The sequence below is a fragment of the Nocardia sp. NPDC006044 genome (assembly GCF_042871115.1).
Classification (GTDB): Bacteria; Actinomycetota; Actinomycetes; order Mycobacteriales; family Mycobacteriaceae; genus Nocardia.
Genome location: NZ_JBIAID010000004.1, coordinates 264,201 through 288,889, shown reverse-complemented (window position 1 = coordinate 288,889; position 24,689 = coordinate 264,201). Strand labels below are relative to the sequence as shown.

General features: G+C 68.2%; 14 protein-coding genes and 1 pseudogene. 8 read left to right on the top strand and 7 right to left on the bottom strand.

Annotation, left to right across the window (positions count from 1 at the left end; translation table 11 throughout):
* Positions 1 to 108 precede the first annotated feature (108 nt).
* Positions 109 to 444: an Lsr2 family protein gene (locus ACFYO1_RS32555; protein WP_150407356.1), complete on the top strand. Its 336-nt coding sequence runs from the start codon at positions 109 to 111 to the stop codon at positions 442 to 444.
* Between the two features lie 315 nt (positions 445 to 759).
* Here ACFYO1_RS32555 and ACFYO1_RS32550 read toward each other — a convergent pair whose 3' ends face one another.
* Entirely contained in the window at positions 760 to 1,476 is a 717-nt protein-coding gene (locus ACFYO1_RS32550; protein WP_387241646.1) for a LuxR C-terminal-related transcriptional regulator, read from the bottom strand.
* Between the two features lie 239 nt (positions 1,477 to 1,715).
* Between ACFYO1_RS32550 and ACFYO1_RS32545 the strand changes: the two genes are divergently transcribed.
* The 6 genes from ACFYO1_RS32545 (at position 1,716) to ACFYO1_RS32520 (ending at position 8,429) form a co-directional block, all read left to right on the top strand.
* The gene (locus tag ACFYO1_RS32545) at positions 1,716 to 1,856 is read left to right on the top strand and encodes a hypothetical protein (RefSeq protein WP_387239471.1); all 141 of its coding nucleotides are present in this window, start codon (positions 1,716 to 1,718) and stop codon (positions 1,854 to 1,856) included.
* On the top strand, positions 1,849 to 2,688 hold the full coding sequence (locus ACFYO1_RS32540; protein WP_387239468.1) for a DUF692 family multinuclear iron-containing protein: 840 nt from the start codon (positions 1,849 to 1,851) through the stop codon (positions 2,686 to 2,688). The genes ACFYO1_RS32545 and ACFYO1_RS32540 overlap by 8 nt, the downstream gene beginning before the upstream one ends.
* Positions 2,685 to 3,431 (top strand): hypothetical protein, encoded by a 747-nt coding sequence (locus tag ACFYO1_RS32535; RefSeq protein WP_387239465.1) that lies wholly within the window; start codon positions 2,685 to 2,687, stop codon positions 3,429 to 3,431. The genes ACFYO1_RS32540 and ACFYO1_RS32535 overlap by 4 nt, the downstream gene beginning before the upstream one ends.
* A complete protein-coding gene (locus ACFYO1_RS32530; RefSeq protein ID WP_387239462.1) occupies positions 3,431 to 5,284 on the top strand; it encodes a glycosyltransferase in 1,854 nt (617 codons plus the stop codon). The genes ACFYO1_RS32535 and ACFYO1_RS32530 overlap by 1 nt, the downstream gene beginning before the upstream one ends.
* A gap of 63 nt (positions 5,285 to 5,347) precedes the next feature.
* A complete protein-coding gene (locus ACFYO1_RS32525) occupies positions 5,348 to 6,175 on the top strand; it encodes an LLM class F420-dependent oxidoreductase (protein WP_387239459.1) in 828 nt (275 codons plus the stop codon).
* Between the two features lie 202 nt (positions 6,176 to 6,377).
* Entirely contained in the window at positions 6,378 to 8,429 is a 2,052-nt protein-coding gene (locus ACFYO1_RS32520) for a phosphocholine-specific phospholipase C (RefSeq protein ID WP_387239456.1), read from the top strand.
* Here the strand turns inward: ACFYO1_RS32520 and ACFYO1_RS32515 are convergent.
* Entirely contained in the window at positions 8,419 to 9,825 is a 1,407-nt protein-coding gene (locus ACFYO1_RS32515) for an amidase (RefSeq protein WP_387239453.1), read from the bottom strand. The genes ACFYO1_RS32520 and ACFYO1_RS32515 overlap by 11 nt on opposite strands.
* An 87-nt stretch (positions 9,826 to 9,912) precedes the next feature.
* Positions 9,913 to 10,104 carry a hypothetical protein gene (locus ACFYO1_RS32510; protein WP_387239450.1) on the bottom strand — a complete coding sequence of 64 codons (192 nt, stop codon included), beginning with the start codon at positions 10,102 to 10,104 and terminating at the stop codon, positions 9,913 to 9,915.
* Positions 10,105 to 10,280: 176 nt separating this feature from the next.
* Here ACFYO1_RS32510 and ACFYO1_RS32505 point away from each other — a divergent pair, with 176 nt between their 5' ends.
* Positions 10,281 to 11,099, top strand: a complete 819-nt coding sequence (locus ACFYO1_RS32505; RefSeq protein WP_387239448.1) for an SDR family oxidoreductase — start codon at positions 10,281 to 10,283, stop codon at positions 11,097 to 11,099.
* Between the two features lie 63 nt (positions 11,100 to 11,162).
* Here ACFYO1_RS32505 and ACFYO1_RS32500 read toward each other — a convergent pair whose 3' ends face one another.
* The 4 genes and pseudogenes from ACFYO1_RS32500 to ACFYO1_RS32485 form a co-directional block, all read right to left on the bottom strand.
* A complete protein-coding gene (locus ACFYO1_RS32500) occupies positions 11,163 to 11,366 on the bottom strand; it encodes a cold-shock protein (RefSeq protein WP_150407347.1) in 204 nt (67 codons plus the stop codon).
* 425 nt (positions 11,367 to 11,791) lie between these two features.
* Positions 11,792 to 13,456 (bottom strand): annotated as a pseudogene (locus ACFYO1_RS32495) (type I polyketide synthase); the annotation flags it as partial.
* Between the two features lie 12 nt (positions 13,457 to 13,468).
* Complete coding sequence (locus ACFYO1_RS32490) at positions 13,469 to 19,081, bottom strand: type I polyketide synthase (RefSeq protein WP_387239445.1); 5,613 nt, start codon at positions 19,079 to 19,081, stop codon at positions 13,469 to 13,471.
* A 23-nt stretch (positions 19,082 to 19,104) separates the two neighbouring features.
* Positions 19,105 to 24,678, bottom strand: coding sequence for an SDR family NAD(P)-dependent oxidoreductase (locus tag ACFYO1_RS32485; RefSeq protein WP_387239442.1), 5,574 nt, complete (start codon positions 24,676 to 24,678; stop codon positions 19,105 to 19,107).
* Positions 24,679 to 24,689 lie beyond the last annotated feature (11 nt).

Here is a 24,689-nt window from a genome sequence, read left to right as displayed (position 1 = left end):
ATCCAGTTCGGATTTGTTCGAACACGGATACCGCGAAGTCCACGCGTCATTCCGTAGGTCTACGATTGTCGCTTCTACACATTCGAGCATCTACGAAGGGGAAACTCCATGGCACGCAAGGTCGTTGTGACACTGGTCGACGACTACGACGGCAAGTCCCAAGCCGAAGAAACAGTGCACTTCACCTTGGATGGCGTGGCCTACGAGATGGATCTGTCGGCACTGAACGCCAAGCAACTCCGCGGCATTTTCGCGGAGTGGACCGCGACCGCCCGCAAGGTCGGACGCGCACCGCGGGGTACGAGCACGCGCTCGCAGCCGGCGGCCGGGCGGGAGCAGACCGGTGTCATCCGGGAATGGGCACGCCAGAAGGGTATTGATGTATCGAGCCGCGGGCGGATTTCGGCCGAGGTCGTGGACGCCTACAAGAAGGCGAGCATGTAGGTCCACCCGAAGCGCCGAGTCGGGCTCGGCCGCGCAGACCTGGTGCTGCCCTGCCGAGCCCGCGGCTTTTTATCCGAGCCGCACCGCCCCACCGAATCCGGTTCCACTGTGCCCGACCCACCACCGACGCTGGGCGCGGCACTAATCGGTCCGTATTCCGTCCGTTTGCGCGTCGCGCGCGAATCGGCCTTATCGCTACTCATACGAAACGAGCTTCGGTACCGGACGAAAGTAGTTGAACTCTACACCGGAATACGTACCGAGAGCCCTGTTGTCGATCGAACAACCGACACTTCACAGTCGACCGCCCAGTACTCACCCCAGCCCCGCGTCACGCGCGCGCACAATCGCGTTCGCGCGATCGGCGACCCCCAGTTTGGTAAAGATGCGGGACAGATAGTTACTGATCGTTTTCGGCGCCAACTGGAGTTCGGCGGCGATAGCCGCATTCGATAACCCCGCGGCGACATGGGTGAGCACGTCGAATTCCCTGGTGGTCAGATCCGGAAACGGGCGCGCATGTCGCGCCGGGTCGGCCAGCATGGTGGCGAGCCTGCCGCCGATGTGTGGGCTCAATACGACCCACCCCGCGGACACCGCGCAGATCGCGCGCAGGAGGTCGTCGCGATCGGCCGCATCGCGCAGACAGCCGCCCGCGCCGGCCCGGATCGCGGCGAACACCGACTCGTCGTCCTCGCCCACGCTGAACACCAAGACCGCGACACCCGGCGCGGAACGCGCCAATTCGCCGATGATCGCACCGCTTTCGGGGTGCCGCCACTGTCCGAGAATCAGCACGTCCGGCCGGCTCAGCACGGCCTCGCGCAACGCACCGTCCGCGGTGGTCTCCGCGACGACCTCGATCCAGTCGGCGGAGCTGAGCAGCGATCGCAGACCCGCCCGGACCACCACGTGGTCATCGGCGAGCACCACGGTCAACGGTCGCGTTCCGGTCAATGTCGCACCGATGCCGTCGATGACGGAAAGTTCCGGCCCGAGCGTTCGCCGCTGGGCAGCGGCCTTGGGCAGCACAGTGATCAACCCCCTGGCACAGTCCTCGAGATCAGCCCGGTTCGCCGGACTGTCCCGCTCGAGCGTGCTCTGACCAGGGTCGAATGGGAAGCTGCCGGACCGCTGACCGAACCCGCACGCCCGCGACTTTCCCGGCCGTCCGGGAAAGATTCCCGGCCGTCATGGGTCCGTACTCCCTGTCCGATGGCCGCCGACCCGGCCCATGCTGACTGCTCGGTACCTGACGAAAGGTGAGAACAATGTCGGTCGCAATAGAGCTGATGGATCCATACCTCTTCGAGCGCGTGGAGCTGGCCGAAGACGAAGGCGCCACCGAGAACCGCATCATGGGCGTGCTCCCCTGCTGCCGCTGCGGTGGCTGCTGCATGTGCTATGCCTGATTTCGACCTCGGCCGCCTGCCCGCCCTCGGGGTAGGTCTCGGATATCGCCGGGAACTGGACGCCGCGATCATGGCGAACCAGGAACCGATCGACTGCCTGGAGATCATCACCGAGAGCTTTCTCGATACGCCGGTCGGCGGCCCCCTCGAACAGCTCCGCGACCAGTTCGCGCTGGTACCGCACGGAATCGAGATGTCGATCGGCACCGAGGGACCGCTCGACCTCACCTATCTCGACGATCTCGCCCAGCTGGTGGCGCGGGTCGGCGCGCCGTGGTGCAGCGACCACCTGTCCTTCACCCGGGCCGGCGGCGTCTCGATCGGTCAGTTGACGCCGCTGATGCGCACGCGGGAGCTGGCCGACGACATCGCGGGCAAGGCACGGCAGGTGCAGGAGCACGTCGGCACGCCGTTCCTGCTGGAGAACATCACCTATCACCTGGACTTCCCGGCCGAGTTGTCCGAGGCCGAGTTCATCACGCGGGTGGTCGAAAAGGCGGGCTGCGGACTGCTTCTCGACCTGACGAACGTCTTCGTCAACGCCACCAATCACGACTACGACCCGATCGAGTTCCTGAACTCGATCCCGCTCGAACGGGTGGTACAGATGCATCTGGCGGGCGGCTACTGGTCCGAAGGCACACTGCTGGACTCGCATTCGGCTCCCGTGCCCGCCGAGGTGTGGGAACTGCTGGAATACGTGTCCGACCGGACACCGGCGTTGCGCTGCGTCATCCTCGAACGCGACCAAGAGTTTCCGGATGACTTCGACGAACTCACCGCGGATCTGCGCCGGGCCAGGGAGGCGATCGGTTCGGTGGTGAGCCGATGACCGGCAGTGGTTTCCAGCGGGCGCTGGCCGAGCTGCTCACCGCGGGCGACGCGCGAATCCTGTTGGACGAGCGGCCCGCCGAGCTCGCCGCCCGGTTCGGGCTCAGCCCGGCCGAGCTGGAGCTGCTGGTCGCCGCGGATCGGCAGCAGCTCGATATCAACGTGCGCTCGGTGACCAACAAGCGGCTGGACATGCTCGCCCGCTGCCTGCCCGCCACCCTGTCCGCGGCGCCGCATCAGCACGAGCTGCTCGGCGACTTCATCCGTCGCTGTCCGCCGGTGCACGTGGCGGGTCAGCAGAACCACAAACGCGTATTGGCCGAGGGGACAAGGTTTCTCGACTATCTGGCGACCAGCGGCAGGCGGCAGATGGCTGATCTGGCCAGGTACGAGGTACTACGCCTGGAGTTGCTGTACGACCCGGCGGCGACGCTGGCGGCCGAGTACGCGACGGACGAGGGGTCGCGGCTCGGCGCGCACGTGCGGCTCGCCGAATTCGACACCGATGTGGTTGCCCCGCACAACGAATGGACGCGCACCGGCGAACTGCCGCCCGACGGCACGGCGACGCCGATTCGCATCGCCTTGGCCAAGGTGGCCGGACGCTCCGCCCTGACCTGCTATCGACTGGGCGAGCAGGCCTATCGGGTCCTGCGGTCGGGCGCACCGTATCCGCCCGAGGCCGAGCCGGTGGTGCGGTTCGCCCGGCAGGAACGGCTGCTCGACGGAAACCCGGTGGGCTGATGCGCATTTGCGCGGTGATGAAGTACCCGCCGATTCAGGGCGGCGTGAGCGCGCACTGCTACTGGATGGCCCGATCGCTGGCCGAGCGTGGGCACCAGGTGGACGTGGTGACCAATGCCGACGAGGTCGAGGACGACTATCGAATCCAGCTCGACGACAGCGACTTCCAGCGGCTCGAGGCGACGTTTCCGGATGGCGGTGCGGTACGGGTGATCTCGACCGGCCGGTGGGAGCGGTCACGGGCCTACATCCCGTCCGCCAATCCGTTCGCGACCAAGCTCGCCGCGCTGGCCACCGAGGAGATCCGGTTGCACGGCGCGGATCTGGTGTTCTCCGCCTACCTGGAGCCCTACGGGTTGAGCGCCCATCTGGCCGCGTCCTGGACCGGTATTCCGCACGTCGTCCAACACGCGGGCAGCGATCGGACGCGCCTGCTCGATCATCCGGAGCTGGGCCAGGCCTACCGAGAAGTACTGCGGCGCGCGGATCTTGTCGTCGGCGACCGGAATCTGACCGGCTTGGGCATTCCGCTCGATCGCATCGCGCCCATTCCGCGGGCTTCGCTGCCGCCGGAGTTCACCCCCGACGGTCCGGTCGCCGACCTGTCGGCACTCGTCGCGCGGCTGAGCGACACACCGTGGGTACGCAATACGGCGCCCCTCGATCCCGAGGTCGCCACGATCGGCGTCTACGGCAAGCTCGGCGTCACCAAGGGCTCGTACGACCTGATCCAGGCGCTCTCGCGATTGCGCGGGCGCGGAATGCGATTCAACTTCGTGGTCATGTCGGGTGGCGCCGAACGCCTGCGCTTCCTCGCCGCGGTCGACGAACTCGGACTCGCCGACGTGACCTGGACGCTCCCCTTCCTGCCGCACTGGCGCGTCCCCGAGATCCTGCGCGCCTGCACGGCAGTGTGCGGTCTGGAACGGGATTTCCCGGTGGAGGTGCACCGCCCCGGGCTACCGATGGAACTGCTCAGCAGCGGAACCTGCGCGGTGCTGTCCGCGGAAGTGGTTCGCACCCAGCCGTATTGGCCGCAGCTGCGCGACCGGGCGCGGGTCGTCGAAGATCCGCGCGATATCGATGGGCTGGCAACGGTGCTCGCGGAAGTGATCGAGGATCCGGCGGCGGCGGTCGAATTCGGGCGACGGAGCGCCGAGCGGATTCCGTTGGCGGACAACGACGAACTGGGCGCCGCGTACGAGACGATGTTCGATGCCGTCACCCGCGGCCGTCCGCGGCATCCGATCGCCGACCCGGTACTTCCGTTGCTGCGCAGGAACATGCCGCGGACCGTGGCGATCCTCGACGGCCGTGTCGAGCGACTCCGGCACCGGGCGGCGTCGATCAGCGCACTGGATTTCGCCGCCCTGATCGCTGAATCCGTCGGCGAGGACACCCCTCTGGACCTCCCGCTGGACACCGTCCGCGAGATCATCCGCTTCGAGCGACACCGCCTGTGGCTGGCGGTCGACGCGGACCACGACACCGTCCACCCGGCCTTCGCCCGCTCAGCGGGCGCACGCCGCGACCCCGATTTCGGCCGACTGCGTCCGACCCGCAGCTCACTGCTCCGAATAGACGAATTCACGCTCACCCTGGATGCCCTGACCAGCCGCGGCGAGATCGTGCACGGCGAACCGTGGCTGTGCGCGTTCCATAAACGCCCGAGCCTCCGGGGCCGGATCTTCCGCCTGACCGCCGCCACCCGTGACCTGCTCGACCTCTGTGACGGCACCCGCACCGTGGACGAACTCACCGGCCTCGCCGCCCGGGCGCACGGCGCCGCACCGGCCGCCGTCCGCGAACGGCTGCGGCAATTCGCCATCGATCACGTCGTGCAGCTGCGCTGACCCCCGCCGTCCGCGATGCGGTAGCCCGGAATATCCGGCGGTGGGCCCTCGGTTGGTCTGCGCATGGAGATCGGTATCAATACCTTCGTCACCGACGAGGGCATCAGTGGCCCGAAGCTTGGCCTGGCACTGGAGGATCGGGGGTTCGAATCCCTCTTCCTCGCTGAACATTCGCATATCCCCGCGAGCCGGGAGACCCCCTATCCGGGTGGCGGCGAGTTGCCGCGGGTGTATTACCGGGCAGAGGACCCGTTCATCACCCTGGCCGCCGTCGCGGCCGTCACCGAGCGGCTGATCATCGCTTCCGGGGTCACCCTGCTGGTCCAGCGCGACCTGATCCACACCGCCAAGCAGATCGCCACGCTCGATCGAATCTCGAACGGCCGCTTCGTCTTCGGCGTGGGCATCGGCTGGAACCGGGAAGAGATGGCCAACCACGGCACCGACCCGCGCACCCGCGGCGCGCTGGTCGACGAGCAGATCGAGGCCATCCGCGAGATCTGGACCAAGGACCTCGCCGAATACCACGGCCGCTTCGTCGATTTCGACCCCATCTACGCCTGGCCCAAGCCCGTCCAGCGGCCACACCCGCCGATCCTCATCGGCGGCGGCGACTCCGCCGCCAAGCGCGCGATCCGCCACCGCGTCGGCTGGATCCCGCTCGCCGTGTCCGACCCGGCCGAGATCCCCGCTCAACTGGCCCAGCTCGACGGCAACGACCTCCCGATCACCGTCCTCGGCGCCAACGCCGACCTCGCCCTGCTCGACGCCTACGCCGAAGCCGGCGTCGGGCGTGTCTCGCTCACCCTGCCCACCCTTCCCGAATCGGAAACCCTGCACAAACTGGACGAATTCGCCAAAATCGCCGACCCCTACCTGTCCCGAGGCTGAGCCTGCGGACGTCCATTCCACTGCCGGTCGTGGATGGTTAACGGAGAGTTTGCCTAAACCCGCGTAGTCCCCACCCATTCGGGCCCCAGTTACAGCTTGTTCACTGCCCAGTTGCCTCCGGCCGAAACCATCGTCGATGGTTATAGCAAGCGAACATTCTCTACTCTGCACGTCAGTTTCATGTCGTATCGAGAGGAATGCTGTGCCCCACATAGGTTCGGGTTTTCCAAGGCGACGATTCATCGGTGGGGCGCTCGGCGCGGCCGCGTTGGGCGGTGGGCTGCAAATACTGCCCGCCGGAATGACCGAGGCCCTTGCGGCGCCCAGCCGCAAGGGGACCCTCGGCGATGTCGAACATGTGGTGATCCTGATGCAGGAAAATCGCTCGTTCGACCACTACTTCGGCACGATGCGCGGCGTGCGCGGGCTCGCCGACGCGTCGGTGGTGCAGAAGGCCGATGGCCGAAATGTCTACTATCAACCGGATCCAGGCCGGTCCGACGGCGGCTACCTGCTGCCCTTCCACGTGGACACCAAGGTGGTCGACGGTCAGGACCTCGGCGATCTGCCGCACGGCTGGGACGACCAGCATCGCGCGGTGCGCGGCGGCTGGAGCGACGGCTGGACCGCGGCGAAGGGCGAGATGGCCATGGGCTATTTCACCGAAGCGGACATCCCGTTCCATCGCGCGCTCGCCGACGCGTTCACCGTCTGCGACCATTACCACTGCTCCGTCCTCGGCCCGACCACACCCAACCGGCTCTATCACTGGACCGGAACGATCGACCCCGCAGGGCAATTCGGCGGTCCGGCGATCAGCAACCCGGCCGACTACAAGCCCGTCTACCGGTGGACCACCTACCCGGAACGGTTGCAGGACAAGGGAATCAGCTGGAAGGTCTACGCCAACGACGAGGTGGGCGACGACGGCGGCCACCCCTTCGTCGGCGACTACGGCGACAACCCGCTGTGGCTCTTCGACGCTTACCACGATCCCAAGAACACCGAACTGGCTTCGCGGGCAAAGGTATTCGGCGCACAGAACTGGAAGCCGGACTCGGGTAAGGGCAAGCAGGTCGACCACGTCCTCGCGGACTTCATCGCCGACTGTGCCGGCGGCCGCCTCCCGCAGGTCTCGTGGGTGGTCGCCCCCTACGGATACTCCGAGCACCCCGCGGCCCGCCCCGTCGACGGCGCCGCCTATACCCAGGCCGTGCTGAAAGCGTTGTGGGGCAACCAGAATCTCTGGAACTCGACCGCCCTGCTGATCAACTTCGACGAGAACGACGGCTTCTTCGACCACGTTCCCCCGCCGATGGCGCCGCCCGGCACACCCGGCGAGTACGTCAACGGCCAGCCCATCGGCCTCGGCCCGCGCGTCCCCATGCTGGTCATCTCGCCGTGGAGCCGCGGCGGCTGGGTCAACTCGCAAGTGCACGACCACACTTCGGTGATCCGCTTCTTGGAGAAGTGGACCGGCGTCGCCGAACCCAACATCTCCGCCTGGCGCCGCTCCATCTGCGGCGACCTCACCGGCTGCTTCGACTTCGCCAAGCCCAATACCACCGTGCCGATGCTGCCCGACGCCACCGCGCTGCGCGCGCAAGCCGATGCCACCCAGAGCAAACTCCCCAAACCCGCTCCCCCGGCCACCGGCGGCCAGCACCCGCCGGAGCAGGAATCGGGCACCCGTCCCGCCCGGGCCCTGCCCTACGCTCCCGTCGCCAACGCGACACTCCTCGCCAGCGGCGCGCTGACCACCACATTCCGCAACACCGGCGCGGCCGATCTCCAATTGGCCGCGTATCGGGCAGACGGCCGCACCGACGGCCCGTGGCACTACGACGTGAAATCCGGTGCCACCGTCTCCGACACCTGGAACGTCCAGAGCTACCCGGACAAGAAATACGGCATCGCCATTCACGGGCCGAACCGTTTCCTCTGGCGGATGAACGGCACCTCGACGTCCCCGCTCGAGGTGACCGCCGCGTACTCCCCGGACAACAAACTGCAACTGACGATGACGAACAAGGGCACCGCCCCCGCCGTCGTCACGGTCAAGGCCAACAGCTACCGCACCGACGGCCCCTGGACCTACAAGATCGCGCCCGGCAAGACGACCACCGACACCTGGAACGCCCTCAGCTACGGCAAGGGCTGGTACGACCTGTCCCTCACCGTCGACATCGACCCCGCCTACCAGCGCCACTTCCGCGGCCACATCGAGAACGGCCAGCCGAGCGTCACGGGCTGACCGGCGGCGCGCCCGGCCACGGCGCCTGCACCGGGCGCGCCTCCTCGAACGCGGCGGCCAGTCGCAGCAGCCGGACGTCGTCGAAACGGCGCCCGACGAACTGGACGCCGATGGCGGTGCCGTCGGCGACCCGGCCGCAGTTCATCGAGATGGCCGGGTGCCCGGCGGGGTTGAACGGGATGGTGAAGCAGACGTGTTTGAACGGAAGAGTCGGATCGTCGTCTGGTACGACCTTGTCGACCGGCCAGGTGGTGACCGGGGAGGTCGGAGTGATGAGGAAGTCGACGGCGTCGAGCCTGCGGTCGGCGGCGAAGGCCATGGTGTCGAACTGCGAGTAGCCGGCGAAAACCGCGGCGCCGGTCAGATTTTCGGCGCCGGCGATCCAATCGTGGATGAAGGGTGCGATCTTCTCCTTGCGCGCCGCGGGCAGCGAACGGATCTCCGACCACTGCCGCATGCACCAGAAGTCGTTCAATCCGGCGAGCATCTCGTCGGTCATGATCGGCTCGACCTTCTCGACCCGCGCGCCCGCGGATTGCAGCAGTTCGGCGACCGCGCCGACCGCGGCACGCACGGTAGGCTCCACCGGAAACCCGGCACCGGCATCCACCATCAGGCCGATCCGGAGACCGGAAAGCGCGAGCGGCCTGGACGCGGCGGCCCAATCGGTCGCGAGTTCCGGACCGGCCGTGTGATCGCGCCGATCCGGGATTGCCGCCGCGGCCGTTGCGAGCGCCGCATCCGCGACCGTCCTGGTCAACGGGCCGATCGTGCGGCCGAGGTAGGGCGGAACCACCGGGATCAGACCGAAGCTCGGCTTGAACCCGACCACCCCGCACCAGCCCGCGGGCAACCGGATCGACCCGCCGATATCGGTGCCGTAGTGGATCGGCCCGTATCCGGCGGCCGCCGCCGCGGCCGCACCCGAACTCGAACCTCCCGGATTGAGCGCGAGATTCCACGGATTGCGCGTGACGCCATGGATGCTGGACTGCCCGCTGGACGACATCCCGTAGTCGGGCATCGTGGTCTTGCCGACCACGATCCCGGCCGCCTCCCGGATCCGGTCGGCGGTCGGACTGTTCTCGGCGGCCGGGGTGAGCTCCGATCCCGCGGTGCCGAACGGCGTCGGGCAGCCCGCGGTGGCGATGTTCTCTTTGAGCGTCAGCACAATCCCGTCGAGTGGACCGGCTGGTTCCCCGCGCTGCCAGCGCTGCGCACTGGCGATCGCCGCCGTCCGCGCCCGCTCGGCATAGCGGACGTACAGGGCGTTGAGCTGCGGCTCCCACCGCTCGATTCGCGCCAGCACCGCGTCGACGACCTCGACCGGCGACAGCGTCCGGTCGCGGTAACCCGCGAGCATGGCGGTGGCGGGTAGATCGGCCGGATCACTCATTCAGACCCCTCTCGCGCGCGAGACAGTCACCGCGACAGAGAGATTCTTCCAGCAGAGCGGGCGGGCCGCACGCCCCGAGTGCTCGGTTCAGTGCCGATGTGCCGCCTCGTACCACTGCTGTGGCACCGACCAGTCCCAGCATTCCTGCTTCGGCGGGTCGACGGGATTGGCCCGCGCCCACTCGATGTAGCAGCGGGCCGATCCACCGGCGCACGCACCGCACAGGATCAGGCCACGCTGTACGTGACGCCACAGCGGGCGGAGAGAGATGCGCCGCATTGCGACCTCCTCGGCAGGAAAAAGCGGTTCCGAGCAGAGGCTTTGCCTCAGATTCGGTGACGATACCGGCGCGTAGGGCGGCGCGGACGAAAATCGAGTGGACTGGCTCACACAGCGGGAAATCGCCACGCCGGAGACCTTGCTTGGAGTGCACTCCAGGTGACTACGGTTGAGGCATGAGCAAAGTTTGGTTCATCACCGGCGTTTCCCGAGGATTCGGCCGCGAATGGGCACTCGCCGCCCTGGAACGCGGCGACAGTGTCGCAGGCACCGCACGCGACCTGAGTACGCTCGACGACCTGGTCGCCAAGTATCCCAACAGCTTTGAACCGATCCGGCTGGACGTCACCGATCGGGCGGGCGACTTCGCCGCCGTGCGGCAGACGGTCGACCGCTTCGGGCGGCTCGACGTGGTCGTCAACAATGCCGGCTACGGGCAGTTCGGCATGATCGAGGAACTCACCGAGGACGAGCTGCGGGCGCAATTCGAGACCAATGTGTTCGGCGCCCTGTGGGTCACCCAGGCGGCGGTCCCGATCCTGCGTGAGCAGGGCAGCGGCCACATCATCCAGGTGTCCAGCATCGGCGGCATCTCCGCCTTCCTGAACCTGGGCGCGTATCACGCGTCGAAGTGGGCGCTGGAGGGTTTCTCGCAGTCGCTGGCCCAGGAGGTCGCGCCGTTCGGCGTGCACGTGACCCTGATCGAGCCCGGCGGGTTCGGCACCGACTGGGCGGGCCCGTCGTCCAAGCACGCCACCCCGAACCCGGCCTACGACGCGGCGCGGGAGGCCAGGGCCGCGCAGCGTTCGTCGATGCCGAGTGGCGATCCGGCCGCAACCAGGGATGCGATCCTGGCCGTGGTCGACGCGGACGAGCCGCCGTTGCGCATCTTCCTCGGCGAAGCGCCGCTGACAATCGCCACCAAGGACTACGAGTCCCGGCTGGAGCTGTGGCGTAGATGGCAGCCGATCTCCGCTGCGGCACAGGGGAACTGACGGTTCGGCCCAACGCAAAAGCCCCGCACCCAAAGGGTGCGGGGCTCTTTCACGCTATGTCGATCAGATAGCGCGGACGTCCTGGGCCTGCGGCCCCTTCTGTCCCTGTCCGACCTCGAACTCCACGCGCTGGCCTTCTTCGAGGGACTTGAATCCCGAGCCGGCCACGGCGGAGTAGTGAACGAACACGTCAGCGCCGCCACCATCTTGTGCGATAAAGCCGAAGCCCTTTTCGCTGTTGAACCACTTCACACTGCCTTGAGCCATTACTTTTACTTCTTCTTTTCTGTAGATGAGCCAAACGAATCACGTCGATAAGCTTGATCTCACTGCACTACCATGTCATGGATCGGTGGCAATCCCTACGAAATATCCCAGTATGTGAGCTAACCGACACTCAGCGCGCCCGGTTCGGCGGCCACCTCACCGACGTCACCGATCCAGTACTTGCGGCGCTGGAAGGCATAGGTCGGCAGGTCGACGGTGCGGGCGGCGTGTCCGGTGAACGCCGCGCTCCAGTCCACGCCGGCTCCTCGAATCCACTGGCGTGCAAGCGATTCCAGGTATCCACGGACGTCCGACGCATCGGGTGGCAGGATCGGTATCACGGTTTCGCCTGTCGCACCGGCTGTTTCGCGCATGGTCTCCGACAGCCCCACACCCGCAACGATTTCCGTGCTCGCTTCGACGACCGGCCGACCGTCGATGATCGCCGCCAATCCGTCCAGCAGTTCGGCGCGGGTTTCGCCGACCACCACCGCCCGCCGGTCGAACGCCGTCCGGGTGACGGCCAGCGAGTACCCGACATCGACCGGGCTGAATTCACGATCGTTCGCCAGCATCTGCGCCAGCCGAACGGCCTGACCACGCAGTGCCGCATCGGTTTTCGCGGACAGCACCCACGGAACAACACTCGGGGCGGCAGCGCCGGGTTCGTTCGCGGGCGGCGCCGGCTGCTCCAGGATGAGATGCAGGTTGGTGCCGCTGACACCGAACGACGACACTCCGGCGCGCCGTGGCCTACCCGAATCCGGCCACGGCCGTGCCTCGGTCGCCAGTCGCACATTGCCCGCGGACCAGTCGGCATGCGGTGTCGGTTCGTCCACGTGCAGGGTCGGCGGCACCACGCCGTGCCGCATCGCCTGCACCATCTTGATCAATCCGGCGGCCCCGCCGGCCAGTTGCGTGTGGCCCATGTTCGACTTGATCGTCCCCAGCCACAACGGATTTCCGTCCGGCCGATGCCGTCCGTACGTGGCCAGCAGAGCCTGCGCCTCGATCGAATCCCCCATCGGCGTGCCGGTGCCGTGTCCTTCGACCACGTCGACCTCGGCCGCAAGCACCCCGGCGTCGGTGAGCGCGTCCTTGATCGCGCGCTGCTGCGAAGAGCCTTTCGGCGCCATCAGATTCGGCGAAGCACCGTCCTGGGTCACCGCCGAGCCGCGGACGACGGCAAGCACCGGGTGGCCGTTGCGCCGCGCGTCCGACAGTCGTTCGACGAGCACCAACCCGGCGCCCTCGCCGAACCCGATCCCGTCGGCCCCCGCCGCGAACGACTTACACCGGCCGAACTGCGACAACCCCTGATTCCGGGAGAACAGCGCGAACTGCATCGGTGTCGACATCACCGTCACACCGCCCGCCAACGCCAGCGAACATTCCCCGGACCGCAGCGCGAACATCGCCTGATGCAACGCCACCAAGGATGACGAGCACGCGGTATCGAGGGTGACCGCCGGACCCTCCAGGCCGAGCAGATAGGCAACCCGGCCGGAAGCGTAGGAACTCATATTGCCGGTCATCCAGAACAATTCGGCATCGTCGAATCGGGTATAGGCCGCCCATCCTTCGGGCGAGAAAATTCCGTACCGCTGATCGTTCGCCCCGACGAAGACACCGGTCGCGCTCCCCCGCAACGTCACCGGGTCGATCCGGGCCCGCTCGATCGCCTCCCACGCGCATTCGAGCACCAGGCGCTGTTGCGGGTCCATGGCCAGCGCCTCGCGCCGGCCGATGCCGAAGAAGTCGGCGTCGAATTCGCCGGGGTGGTCGAGGAAACCGCCGTCGCGGACGTAGGTGGTGCCGGATTTGGCCGGGTCGGAGTCGTAGATGAGATCGAGGTTCCAGCCGCGGTTCGTCGGAAATCCGGAGACCAGATCGCGGCCCTGCGCCACCGCGGTCCACAGGTCCTCCGGTGATTCGATGCCGCCCGGATATCGGCAGGCCATTCCGATGATCGCGATCGGCTCGGAAACCTTGGACTCCAGTTCCCGCAGCCGCTGCCGGGTCTTCTGCAAATCCAGCGCCGCCTTCTTCAGATACGCGCGCAGTTCGTCTTCGTTCGCCATCGGCGGCAACCTCTCGGTGGGTCAGGCGCGACTGGCCGGCCGCGATTTGTCCAGGAAATCGAACAGTTCGTCGTCCTCGGCGGCGTCGACATCGGCGATCGCGCGGCCCGCCGCGGCCTCCCCGTGCAGCGATCTGACGATGTCGTTGAGCCGGATCGCCACCACACTGAGGTCGGTGTGGGCGAGGGCGACCGTCGCGCAGCTCGCCGCGAGCGCGTCGACCTGTGCGAGGATGCGGGCCGCGGGATTGTCCTCCGGCGCGATCTCCTGGCCGAGGTAGCGAGCGAGCTCGACGGCGTTCGGGTAGTCGAAGACGATGGTGGTGGACAGCTTCACCCCGGTCGCGGATTGCAGCCGGTTGCGGAACTCGATCGCGCCGAGCGAGTCGAAACCCAGGTCCATGAACGGGGTGTCGGCGGGCACGGCGTCGCTGGACGCGTGGCCGAGCACCGCGGCGGCGTGGGTGCGGATGGCGTCGAGGACGATGCGTTCCTGCTCCGCTTTGCTCAGCCCGACCAGGCTCGCCACCAGCTTCGACGATTCCGCGGTGCCGCCGTCGGCGACCCGGCGCGACGCACGCAGCAGTCCGCGCAGCAGCGCTGGCACTTCGTCGAAATCGCCGTGCTGTTTACGCAATACGCCCAGATCGATCCGCGCGGGCACGGTCAGCGCCCGGCCCGAGGCCAATGCGGCGTCGAACAGGGCCATGCCGTCGTCGTCGGAGATCGGACTGAACCCGCTGCGGCGCATGCGTTCCCGGTCGGCGTCCTGGAGATGTCCGGTCATGCCGGTTGCCCGTTCCCACAGCCCCCAGGCCATGGCGGTGGCGGGCAGACCGAGGACGCGGCGGTGCTGCGCCAGGGCGTCGAGCACCGCGTTGGCCGCCGAATAGTTGGCCTGGCCCGGGGTTCCGAGCGATCCGGCGACCGAGGAGTACAGGACGAATGCCGTCAGGGGCAGTTCGCGTGTGGCCTCGTGCAGATGCCACGCGGCATCCACCTTGGGACCGAACACCGTCGCCACCGACTCGGGGGTCTGGGCGGTGAACAGCGCGTCGTCGAGTACCCCGGCGACATGGATCACCGCGGTCAGCGGGTGCGCGGTGTCGATACCGCCGATCAACCGCCGCACCGCCGCCCGATCGGTCACGTCGCACGCGACGACCGTTACGGCGGCCCCCGAATCCGTCAGCTCCGCCACCAGTTCCGCGGCGCCCGCGGCCTCGGCACCGCGGCGACTGCTCAGCACCAGATGCCGAACTCCATGGACGGCAACGAGATGCCGCGCCAGCACGCCGCCCAGACCGCCGGTACCGCCGGTGACGAGCACGGTTCCGACCGGGTCGAATCGCCCGGTTCGGCCGTGCTCGTGCACATCCGGGCGGTCGAGCTCGACGCGAACCAGCCGTGGCGCGTGCGCGACCCCTCCCCGGATCGCCAGCTGCGATTCCGAACCCAGCGATGCGGCGATCGCGGCTTCCCGGTAGTCGTCCGGGTCATCGATGTCGACAAGCAGTATGCGGCCGGGGTTTTCGTTTTGTGCGGTGCGCAACAGCCCCCACACCGCCGCGCCGGCGAAGTCGGTGACATCCTCGTCGCCCCTGGTCGCGACCGCGCGCGAGGTGACCACCACGATCCGCGACGCTGCCGGGTCGGCCAGCAGTTCCTGTATCTGCCCGAGCGTCTCCGTCGCACCGGCGCGAATCCGCTCCGGCACAGCGGAATCCGCGTTGTCGTCTCCGACCGCCGGGCAGCGCCGGACCACCACGAGCTCGCCGCCGGAGATCACCGCACGCTCGGGCGCGGCCGCCGAACCGTTCGAAGAACCGTTGCCGTGCACAGCGTCCGACGCGATCCACTCGGCCTCCGACCGCTCCGGAGCGGGTACCGGAACCCAGTCCACCCCGAACAACGCGTCATCGACCACCGAGGTCTGCGCCGCGCCCAAGGCCGCCAGCGACACCGCGCGGATCGTCAGCGCGGCAACCTCCGCGACGAGGGCGCCGCTCGGATCGGCCAACGTCAGCTCGATCGAATCCGCTCCCGTGGCGCGCAATCGCACGCGTAGCGAGGATGCGCCGACCGCGTGCAGCGACACGCCTTCCCAGGAGAATGGCAACCGCACCGCACCGCTGTCGGGTCCGTCCGCGGCGTCGGCGGTGACGATCAGCGCGTGCATGGTGGCGTCGAGCAGTGCCGGATGCACGCCGAACCTCCCGGCTTCGCCGCGCGCCTGCTCCGGCAGTTCCACCTCGGCGAAGATCGAATCACCCTGCCGCCACACCGCTTTCAGGCCGCGGAAGACCGGGCCGTACGAATAGCCTAAATCCGCCAGGCCTGCGTAGACGTCCCCCAGTTGCACGGCCACCGCGCCGACCGGCGGCCACACTGCCAAATCGACTGAGTCCGCGGCCCGGGGCGACCGCACATCGTCCGCGCGCAGCACGCCGGTCGTGTGGCAGACCCATGCGGCACCCAGGGGATCGTCACCGTTGGTCTGCGGCCGCGAGTACACCCCCACCGACCGCTCCCCGGATTCCTGTACACCGCCCGCGACGACCTGCAATTCGATCGCACCGGCCTCCGGGATCACCACCGGCGCCTGCAAGACGAGCTCACCCAGCACCGGAGAATCAACCAATTCACCTATGTGCAAGGCTAATTCGACCAACGCAGCGCCTGGCAGCAAGGCCACGCCACCGACCCGGTGCTCCCCCAGCCATGGTCGTGACTGCAACGACAACAGGCCCGACAGCAGCAGCCCGTCGCCCTGCGCGAGGCTCACCGTCGCACCCAGCAGTGGATGGCCCGCCGTAGCCAGCCCCGCGGCGGTGACGTTCGCTCCGCCGCTCGCGTCGAGCCAATAGTGTGTGCGGTCGAACGCATAGGTCGGCAGGTCGATGCGCCGCGCGTTCGTGCCGGCGAACACCGCTCGCCAATCGACTTGTGCGCCACCGGTATACAGCTCGGCCAGCCCGGCCATCAGCGCCCGGTCGGCATCATCCTTCGACCGGGACGTCCCAGTCACCACGACCACCCCTTGCTCGAGCTCCTGTTCGAGCACACTCTGCGCCGAAACCGTCAGCGCCGCAACGGGTCCGACTTCCAGGAAACTCCGCCCCCCGTCGGCCCGAGCCCAGGCCAGACCGTCGGCGAACCGAACCGGTTCGCGCACATGCCGCACCCAGTAGTCCGGCGAACACAGCTGCTCCGCGGTCGCCAGCTCGCCTGTCACATTCGACACGACCCCGATCCGCGGTTCCCGATAGGTCAGTCTCTCGCAGACCTGTGTGAAGTCGGCGAGCATCGCGTCCATCCGCGGCGAGTGGAACGCATGGCTGACCCGGAGCCGTTTCGACCGTGCCCCAGTGCCTTCCAGCATCGCCGCCACATCCGCGACCGCTGCTTCGTCGCCGGAGATCACCACCGACTCGGGCCCGTTCACGGCTGCCACGCTCACCCGGCGGCCGAGCCCGCGCAGCAACGCGTTCACCTCGTCGACCTGGGCGGTGACCGAGACCATCGCGCCGCCGGAAGGCAGCGCCTGCATCAACCGGCCCCGAGCGGCCACCAGGGCACACGCGTCCGGCAACGACCAGACGCCGGCCAGGTAGGCGGCGGTGACCTCGCCGATCGAATGGCCGAGCATCAGATCCGCCGCCACACCCCAGGATTCCAGCAGCCGATACAGCGCCACCTCGACCACGAACATCGCCGCCTGGGTATAGGCGGTCTGATCCAGTAGACCCGCCTCGGCCGACTCCGGCTCAGCGAAGATCACCGCGCGCAACGACTGCTCGAACTGTCCGTCGAACCCCGCGCAGGCCGCATCGAACGCCGTCGCGAAAACCGGGAAGGCCGAACACAACCCGCGCCCCATCCCCGCCCGCTGCGAGCCCTGCCCCGGAAACATGAAGACCGACTTCGTCTCCGCGTCCGCATCCGAGTCGGCCCGCCCGCGCACCACCCCGGGTGCCTCCCGATCCTCGGCCAAAGCCAGCAAACCGGCGATCAATTCAGCCATGTCCCGCCCCGAGACAACCGCACGATGATCGAACACCGTCCGCGAAACCACCAGTGAGTAGCCCACGTCCATCGGATCCGCGTCCGGGTGCCGCCGCACGAAGGCCAGCAGCTTCGCCGCCTGTGCGGCAAGCCCGTTCGCCGTCTTCGCCGTGACGATCCATGGAATCACCGGCAGCACAGCCCGATCCGACGACTCGACGGCCTCGTCCGCAGGGGCCTCCTCGATGATCACGTGCGAGTTGGTGCCACTGATCCCGAACGAGGACACCCCGGCCCGGCGCGGCCGAGCGCGCCGCGGCCACGGCTGCGCCTCGGTCAGCAGCCGCACGTCGCCCACCGACCAGTCCACATGCGGTGTGGGCGCGTCGACGTGCAGCGTGGGCGGCATCACCTCGTGCCGCATCGCCTCGACCACCTTGATCACCCCGGCCACCCCGGCGGCCGCCTGGGTATGCCCCATGTTCGATTTGATCGTGCCCAGCCACAGCGGCCGTCCCGCCGGCCGGCTCATGCCGTAGGTGGCCTGCACCGCCTGCGCTTCGATCGGATCGCCCAATACCGTTGCGGTGCCGTGTGCTTCGACCATGTCCACGTCGGCGGCGGGCACGCCGGCATTGGCCAGCGCCTGCCTGATCACCCGCTGCTGCGATCCGCCGTTCGGCGCGGACAGCCCGTTCGACGCACCGTCCTGGTTCACCGCCGAACCGCGCAGCAACGCCAGAATCCGGTGCCCGTGGCGGCGCGCGTCCGAGGCCCGCTCCAACAGGAGCATGCCGACGCCCTCGCTCCAGATGGTGCCGTCCGCCGCCGCCGCGAACGATTTACACCGCCCGTCCGGTGCCAGCGCACGCTGTAGCGAAAATCCGACGAACGGGATCGGTGACGCCATCACCGTCACTCCGCCGGCCAGGGCGAGCGCGCATTCTCCCGAACGCAGCGACTGACCCGCCTGATGCAACGCGACCAGCGATGACGAGCACGCCGTATCCAAGGTCACCGCCGGCCCCTGCAAACCCAGCGCATAAGCCACTCGCCCCGAAGCGACACTGGCTTCCTGTCCGGTCATCAAGAACGGCAGCACACCGTCCAGATCATCCCGGTCCACCTCCGCGGTGGTCGGCCCGTAATAGTCCGACATCATTCCCAGAAAGACGCCCGTATCGCTGCCGCGCAGAGCCAGCGGATCGATGCCCGAGTATTCGATCGCCTCCCACGCCGATTCCAGTGCCGTCCGCTGCCGCGGGTCCATCGCCACCGCCTCGTGCGGGCTTATGCCGAAAAAGCCCGCGTCGAACTCGGTCGCGTCGTGCACGAAGCCGCCGTTGCGGACATAGGATTTCCCCTCCCGGCCGGGGTGGTCCGGATCGAACAGATTCGCGACGTCCCACCCGCGATCCGTCGGCCATTCCGAAATCAGGTCGCGGCCTTCCGATATCGCCGTCCACAACTCCGCCGGTGAGCTGATCCCGCCCGGATAACGGCAGGCCATGCCGATAATCGCGATCGGCTCGGACACCCTGGACTCCAGCGCCCGCAACCGCTGCCGCGTCTTGTGCAGATCCGCCGCCGCCTTCTTCAGATAGGTACGCAGCTCGGCTTCATTCGCCATCGGGGATAACCTCCGCAATCGGTTCAGCCACCGGAATCGACCAGCGGATCCGGTTGATCAATGAATTCGAAGATCGCGTCGTCGTCGGCGGCGCCGAAGTCCTCGGCGGCGGCGTCCGACGCGTGCATCTGGTCGCGAATTCCCCGCAGGATTTCGTCCATCCTGGCGGCCAGGGCGCCGAGTTCGGCCGGCTCGAGGTCCACCGACGAACAGGCGGCGGCGAGGGTGGCGACCTGTTCCAGGAGCCGGCCCGCGGGATCGTCCGCCGGCGCGATCTCGTCGCAGATGTAGCGGGCGAACTCGATCGGATTCGGATAATCGAAAACCACGGTCGTCGGCAACTTCACACCGGTCGCCGATTGCAGCCGGTTGCGGAACTCGACCGCGCCGAGCGAATCGAATCCCAGCTCCAGAAAAGGGGCCTCGGCGGGAACCGCTTTGCTGGACCCGTGGCCCAGTACTGCCGCCGCGTGGGAACGAACGGTTTCCAGGACCACCCGCTCCTGCTCAGGCCTGGTCAGCCCGATCAGACTCGTCACCAGTTTCGACGACTCCGCCGAGCCGCCGTCGGCCGCCCGGCGCGACGACCGCAGCAGGCCGCGCAGCAGCGGGGGCAGGTCCTCGGGGTCCGCGCCCTGCCGTCGAATCGCGCCGGCATCGATGCGTGCCGGAGCGATCAGCGCCTGCCCCGAACCGAGCGCGGCGTCGAACAGGGCCATGCCGTCCGCGTCGGAGATCGGCACGAATCCGCTGCGGCGCATGCGTTCTCGGTCGGCCGCCTGGAGACCGCCGGTGATGCCGGTCGCGCGCTCCCACAGCCCCCACGCCATCGCGGTGGCAGGCAGCCCGTGCGCACGGCGATGCTGCGCGAGCGCGTCCAGCACGGCGTTCGCCGCGGCGTAGTTGGCCTGGCCGGGCGAACCGAGCAGACCCGCGACGGAGGAGTACAGGACGAACGCGGCCAACGGCAGCTCCCGGGTCGCGCGATGCAGGTGCCATGCGCCATCGGCCTTGGGGCCCAGCACCTTCGCCACCGACTCCGGCGTCTGCGCGGTGAACAGGGCGTCGTCCACTACACCGGCGGTATGGATTATCGCGGTCAATGGATGTCGCGCGTCGATGCCGGAGATCAGTTCGTCGACCGCGGATCGATCGGCGACATCGCAAGCCACCACGTCGACGGACGCACCCGCCGCCGACAGTTCGGCCACCAATTCCGGCGCGCCGTCGGCCGAGCGGCCGCGGCGACTGGTGAGTATCAGATGCCGAACTCCATGCGCCGCAACGAGATGCCGGGTTAGTAAACCACCGAGACCACCCGTGCCGCCGGTCACCAGTACCGATCCTTCGGGATCGAAGACCACATTGTTGTCCTGCTCGGGTGCGTCGGTTTTCCGGCGAGCGAGTCGCGGTGCGTGCGGCACCCCGCGTCGAATCGCGAGTTGCGATTCCGACCCGACCCCTATCGCCGCCGCGACCGCATCTTGGTATGTATCCCGATCGTCGACGTCGAGAAGGATGATGCGGCCCGGGTTTTCGTTCTGCGCGCTACGCAACAGACCCCAGATCGCCGCGCCGGCGAAATCGGTGAGATCCTCGGTTTCGTCGATGCCGACCGCACCGCAGGTGACGACGACGATCGTTTCCTGGCCGGTGAGCAGGTCCTGTGTCCGGGCCAGGACATCGATCACCTCGGTGCGAATGCGCTCCGGCACCGCCGAATCCGGGGCCGCGGCAACACTGCGCAGTACCACGAATTCTCGGCCCGCCACCACGCAGCGCGGCGGATTCGCCTGCGCGCCGTTCGCAGAACCGTTGCTGTGCAGAGCGTTCGGCGCGGACCAACGAATGTCCGGCGGCGGCTGATCCGGTGGGGACACCGGCACCCAGTCCACCCCGAACACCGCGTCGTCGACCACCGAGCGACCCGCGGCGCCCAGCGCGGCCGGCGACACCGCCCGCGTGGTCAGCGAAGCCACCTGCGCAACCAGCCCGCCGGCGGCATCGGCCAGGGTCAAGGCGATCGAATCCGGCCCTGCCGCTTGCAGGCGCACCCGTAGCGAGGAAGCGCCGACCGCGTGCAGTGACACCCCTTCCCACGCGAACGGCAGCCGCACCTCGCTCGAATCCCAGCCACCGTCGGCGATGGCGGTGGCGATCATCGCGTGCAGCGTGGCATCGAGCAGTGCCGGGTGCACACCGAACTTCTCGGCCTCGCCGCGCGCGTGTTCCGGAAGGATCACCTCGGCGAAGATCGAATCGCCTCGCCGCCACACCGCGTCCAATCCCTGGAATACCGGGCCGTATCGGTACCCGAGGTCCGCGAGGTCCGCATACACATCGCCGAGTTCGAGAGCCACCGCTCCCTCCGGCGGCCAGGACACGAAGTCACGCTGGTCCGGTGTCTCACGCGTCTCGGCGAGGTCACCGGAGCGCAGCACTCCGGCCGCGTGCCGCACCCACGCCGGGTCACCGGAGCCCGGCGCCCGCGAGTGCACCGACACCGTCCGATCCCCCGACTCCTGGACCACGCCCGCCACGACCTGCACCTCGACGGCGCCCGAATCCGGGATCACCAACGGCGACTGGAGAATCAACTCGCCGAGTACCGGCGACTCCACCAATTCGCCTATATGCAAAGCCAATTCGACAAACGCGGTCCCCGGCAGCAGCACCTTCCCGCCGACCCGGTGGTCCGCCAGCCAGGGATGCGACCGCACCGAGAGCCGACCAGACAGCACCAGGCCACCACCGTCGGCGAGGGCCAGTTGCGCACCGAGCAAGGGATGTTCCGAAGCCTGTAGTCCGGCGGCGGCCAGGTTCACCCCGTCCGATCGGTCGAGCCAGAAGTACTTGCGATCGAAGGCATAGGTCGGCAGGTCCACCCGCCGTGCCCGGCTGCCCGCGAACACGGACGTCCAATCCACCTGCGTCCCAGCGGCATACACCCCGGCCAGCCCGGACAGCAAGGCGATGTCCGCGTCGGTTCGCGCGCGTGAGATCCCCTTCACCACGGCCGTACCCTGATCCAGGATGCCCTGTGCCGAAACCGTCAGCGCGGCGCCGGGACCCACCTCGAGAAAACAGCCGACCCCGGCCCTCGAATGCGCCCAGCCCAGCCCGTCGGCGAATCGCACCGTCTCCCGCACGTGCCGCACCCAATACTCCGGCGAACACAGCTCGTCGGCACCGGCCAGTTCACCGGTCAGGTTCGAGACCACGCCGATCTGCGGCGGCCGATAGGTCAGCCCCGCACAAACCTGCTCGAAGGCGGCCAGCATCGCGTCCATCCGCGGCGAATGGAACGCGTGACTCACCCGCAGCCGCCTCGACCGCGCCCCAGCGGCTTCCAGCGCCGCCACCACCTGCTCGACCGCGTCCTCGGCACCGGAGACGACCACCGATTCCGGCCCGTTCACCGCCGCCACGCTGACCCGATCCGTCAGCCCGCGCAGTGCGGCCTCCACCGCGTCGATCCCGGCGGTCACCGTCACCATCGCCCCACCGGGTGGCAGCGCCTGCATCAGCCGGCCGCGGGCGGCCACCAGTGCGCACGCGTCCGTCAGCGACCAGACGCCCGCCACATACGCGGCGGTCACCTCGCCGATCGAATGACCCAGCACCAGATCGGGTACCACTCCCCAGGATTCGAGCAGCCGATACAGCGCGACCTCCACGACGAACAACGCGGCCTGGGTGTAGGCGGTCTGATCCAGCAATCCGGCCTCGGCCGACTCCGGCTCGGCGAAGATCACCGTCCGCAACGGCACCTCGAACGCTCCGTCGAACCCGCTGCACACCTCCTCGAACGCCGTCGCGAAAACCGGGAAGGCCGAACACAACTCGCGCCCCATCCCGGCCCGCTGCGAACCCTGTCCCGGGAACATGAACGCCGTCTTCGCCCGAGCCCCGGCGATCCCCTTCACCGCGGTCGGCGAAATCTCCTCCCCCGCCAGCAGTTCCAACCCGGCGGTCAAATCCGCGCGCGACCGTCCGACCACGACCGCCCGATGGTCGAAGGCGACGCGCGTCGATACCAGCGAATAGCCGACGTCCACCGGATCGGCGTCCGGGTTACGCGCCAGATAGGTCAGCAATTTCGCCGCCTGCCCGGTCAGCGCCCGTTCGCTCTTCGCCGACAGCACCCATGGAACCACCGGCAGCCCACCGGGTTCGGTGTCCAGCGCATCCGGCTCCTGAGGTGCCTCCTCGACGACCACGTGCGAGTTCGTGCCGCTGATCCCGAACGAGGAGATCGCCGCCCGGCGCGGCCGTTCACCGCGTGGCCACGGCTGCGCCTCGGTCAGCAGCCGCACACTTCCCGCCGACCAATCCACATGCGGCGTCGGCTCGTCCACATGCAGGGTGGGCGGCGCGACGTCGTGGCGCATCGCCTCCACCATCTTGATCAACCCCGCGACCCCGGCCGCGGCCTGGGTGTGCCCCATATTCGATTTGATCGTCCCCAGCCACACCGGACGATCGTCCGGCCGATGCTGTCCGTAGGTCGCCAGCAACGCCTGCGCCTCGATCGGATCGCCCAATACGGTTGCGGTGCCGTGCGCTTCGATCACATCGATGTCGGCCGCCGACAGGTCCGCGTCGGCCAGCGCCTGCCGGATCACCCGCTGCTGCGACAGACCGTTCGGCGCGGCAAGTCCGTTCGACGCGCCGTCCTGATTCACCGCGGTGCCCCGGATCAGGCCCAGCACCCGGTGCCCGTTGCGCCGCGCCTCGGACAGCCGCTCCAGCATCAGCATGCCGACGCCCTCGCTGAACCCGGTGCCGTCCGCGGCGGCCGCGAACGACTTGCACCGCCCGTCCGGTGCCAGCGCCTTTTGCGCGGAGAACCCGACGAAGATCTCGGCGGTCGTGGCCACCGTCACCCCGCCGGCCAGGGCGAGCGAGCATTCGCCCAGCCGAAGCGATTGCACCGCTTGATGGATCGCGGCGAAGGAGGACGAACATGCCGTGTCGATCGAGACCGCAGGCCCCTGCAAGCCCAGGGCGTAGGCCACGCGCCCCGAGGCGACACTGGGTGTGAGCCCGGTGACCAGGAACGGCACGGCGTCGGCGTCCTTGTGGTTGGCGTCGCCGTTCATGGTGGGTCCGTAGTCGGCGGAGATGATGCCGAGGAAAACTCCGGTATCGCTCTCGTACAACGCCGCCGGATCCAGCCCGGCGTGTTCGATGGCCGCCCAGGCCGATTCGAGCACCATCCGCTGCTGCGGCTCCATGGCCAGTGCCTCGCGCGGGCTGATGCCGAAGAACGCGGCATCGAATTCCCCGGCGCCGTGCACGAATCCGCCGACCCGGACGTAGGACTTCCCGTTCTTGCCCGGCTCGTCCGGTTCGTAGAGCGCCTCGACGTCCCAGCCGCGGTCGGCCGGCCAGTCCGAGATCAGGTCGCGGCCTTCCGATATCGCCGTCCAGAGATCGTCGGGCGACTCGATACCGCCGGGATAGCGGCAGGCCATGCCGATGATCGCGATCGGCTCGGACGCCCTGGACTCCAGCTCACGCAACCGCTGCCGCGTCTTCTGGAGATTCAGCGTGGCCTTCTTCAGATAGGTACGAAGCTCGGCTTCATTCGCCATCGGGGACAACC